This window comes from bacterium (assembly GCA_030655055.1).
Classification (GTDB): domain Bacteria; phylum Edwardsbacteria; class AC1; order AC1; family EtOH8; genus UBA5202.
The window spans coordinates 1-3,019 of record JAURWH010000221.1; the positions used below are offsets into that span (position 1 = coordinate 1).

At 58.6% G+C, this 3,019-nt stretch carries 4 protein-coding genes; all 4 read left to right on the forward strand.

Annotated features, from left to right (window positions below):
- Positions 1 to 1,087: hypothetical protein (locus Q7U71_10335; GenBank protein ID MDO9392155.1), on the forward strand; the 1,087-nt coding region annotated here is incomplete at its 5' end.
- Positions 1,088 to 1,243: 156 nt separating this feature from the next.
- Positions 1,244 to 1,861, forward strand: coding sequence for a guanylate kinase (gene gmk, locus Q7U71_10340; GenBank protein ID MDO9392156.1), 618 nt, complete (start codon positions 1,244 to 1,246; stop codon positions 1,859 to 1,861).
- 136 nt (positions 1,862 to 1,997) lie between these two features.
- Entirely contained in the window at positions 1,998 to 2,189 is a 192-nt protein-coding gene (rpoZ, locus tag Q7U71_10345) for a DNA-directed RNA polymerase subunit omega (GenBank protein ID MDO9392157.1), read from the forward strand.
- A partial coding sequence (gene coaBC / locus Q7U71_10350) for a bifunctional phosphopantothenoylcysteine decarboxylase/phosphopantothenate--cysteine ligase CoaBC (GenBank protein MDO9392158.1) occupies positions 2,186 to 3,019 on the forward strand: 834 nt, incomplete at its 3' end. The genes rpoZ and coaBC, both read left to right, overlap by 4 nt.

The window sequence follows — 3,019 nt, forward strand, 5'->3', positions numbered from 1 at the left end:
CAACAATGCCTACATTCCTTACGGAGAGCCCCGGCTGGATTCGGTCAATGTTGATTCACTATTTTATGATACATTAGGTCTGCATGGTACCGCCAAACTTTATTTGGGCGGGATAGAATTCAAACACAAATCCGGGGCCCAGGAAGGCGGCATCGACTTCCCGGGAATACTGTCGGTCAAGGCTTCGCTGGGACTGAAGTTCTGGGGATTCCGGCTGGGGATCAATGGCGGCACCGACATCATGAATGGCCAGTGGCCGATGCTGGGCAACGCCTACACCTCGGCCGGGACCTCGCTGTCCATCAAGAAGGCCACCCTGAGCATCGGGCTGGCCGGGCGCTGGCAGTACGTGGCCCTGGATGAAAAGAAGATCTACAGCACCCCGCCCATGGTGCTGGCCGGGGTGGGCCTGCGGATGCCGGTCTATGTGGGCGAGGTGATGCTGGCAACCAGGATGAACCTGGCCAACGGCCTGCTTAAGGTTCAGAACCTGAGCGATGGCGGCACATATAAACCCTGGGAGACCATTGCCCTGAGCGCCGGTTTGAGAGTGGATCTGGGCTTCCTATCCAAATCCGGCAAAAAAGCACAACAAACCGAGACCGCCAAACCGGTTGAACAGCCAAAGCCCGGAGCCAGGCTGGGACAGGTGACCACCGAGGGCGCGCCGCTGGCTGCCGTCGGCGACACTTCTCAGATAAAATGCGCGGTCAACATCTACCAGGGGCCCAACGCCTCCTGGCAGGATGCCCTGGTCTACGCCGATTTCCTGAGGGCCGAGATGGCCAAGACCGGCCGCTTCAGCATCACCCCCAAGGACCGGATGCAGGAACTGCTGGCCCGGAAGAACCTGGCCCAGACCTATTGTCTGGAGCCGGTCTGCGCCGCCCAGCTGGGGCAGGCTTTGAACGTCAAACAAATGCTGGTGGGCCAGATCGACAGGACCGGGGCCGGTTATTATGTCAAGGTCATCCTGGTGGACCCGGCCACCGGCCAGCAGTTAAGGGTTGATCAGGACCAGGGAGTTGACCTGACGGCCATCTGCGCTTCGGCCGGGGAGCTGGCCAAGCGCCTGCTGATACAATAGGACAGAGATTAGCTCTATTCCTATCCACAGATTAACGCAGATTATAATTACCATTTTCATTCTCGGACAATCCAAATCATATATAAAAATCTGTGAAAATCTGTAAAATCTGCGGATGGAAAATATTTCACATTAACAATATGAGCACATCTTGACATGATCTATCCCGACCGCAAAGGCTTTCCCATCATCCTCTCGGCCCCCTCCGGGGCCGGCAAGACCTCGCTCTGCCGGGGCATTGTGACCCTGCATCCCGAGATATACTATTCCATCTCTGTCACCTCCCGGCCGCCCCGGGCGGGCGAAAGGGACGGCCAGGATTACCATTTCGTCCCGGCCAAGGAATTTGAGCAGATGCTGGAGGAGGGCCGGCTGCTGGAATGGGCCATGGTCCACGAGAATTACTACGGCACCCCCCGCAAGCAGATCGACGACAAGCTGAACGCCGGCCAGGACGTGATCATGGACATCGACACGGTGGGGGCCCGGGCCATCAAGAAGCTCTATCCCCAGGCGGTCACCATCTTCGTGCTGCCGCCGACCTTTGAGGAACTGAAGATCCGCTTGAAGGGCCGGGCCACCGACCCCGAGGAAGTGATAAACAAGCGGCTGAACCGGGCCAAGCTGGAGATGCAGGAGATCGGGGATTTTGAATACTGGCTGATCAACGACAAGTTCGAGCAGACGGTGAAAACCGTGACCGCCATCATCGAAGCCGAGCGTTGCAAGCTGATCCGCTACAACCGGGACGAAGTGGTCAACGTGATAAAGTGATTTCTTTTTACCGGGGCAGACAGGATTAACATGATTGATACCGAATATTTTTTCCCCAGTACGGTCAGATTGCACGCTGACTTCAACTAACATCAGAAAGCAAATTAATAGCAAACATATAAACGGAGGGACAACCATGGGTTTCATACCGATCGACGAGATCTCCAAGGGGCTGGAGAACAAATACATCGCGGTGCTGGTGGCGGCCCGCGAAGCCAGGCGCCTGCACGAAATGCGCCGGATGTCATCCCAGGAGATGGAGATCAAGCCGATCACCATGGCCCTGGAACGGATGCGCGACGGACAGGTGATCTTCCAGCATACATGAGCTCCGGCAAAAAAATACTTTTGGGCGTTACCGGCAGCATAGCGGCCTACAAGGCGCTGGACCTGGCCAGCCGGCTGCGCAAAAAAGGGCACCAGGTGACCGCAGTGATGACCAGGTCGGCCTGCCAGCTGGTGGGGCCGGCCTCGTTCGAGTCGCTGACCGGAAACCCGGTGGCCCTGGAACTTTTCCCCAAACACAAGCCCCAGCAGATAGAGCACATCTCGCTGGCTCAGTGGGCCGACCTGGTGGTGATAGCCCCGGCCACCGCCAATTTTCTGGGCAAGGCCGCCCACGGCATCGCCGACGACCTTCTGACCACCGTGGCCATGGCCGCCACTTCTCCCATCCTGATAGCTCCGGCCATGAACGTCAACATGTGGCAGGCCCAAGCGGTGCAGGAGAACCTTAAAAAACTGAAAGCTTTCGGCTGGAAGATCATCGAGCCGGAGAGCGGCCGCCTGGCCTGCGGGGACACCGGCAAGGGGCGGCTGGCCCCGCTGGAGGCAATAGAAAAGGCCATTGAGGAGGCGCTGTATCCCAACCAACAGCTGGCCGGGGTTCCCATCCTGATCACCGCCGGCCGGACCGAGGAGGACATAGACCCGGTCCGGACCATCACCAACCGTTCCTCCGGCCGGATGGGCTACGCCCTGGCCGAAGAAGCTGCCGCCCGGGGGGCCAAAGTCACCCTGATCACCGGACCGGCCGATCTGAAGCTGCCCGGCGTTGGGAAGGTGGTGAAGGTGAGAACGGCGGAACAAATGTCCCAGGCGGTCAAGAAAAATCTGCCGCTGAACAAGGCGCTGATAATGACGGCGGCGGTGGCCGAT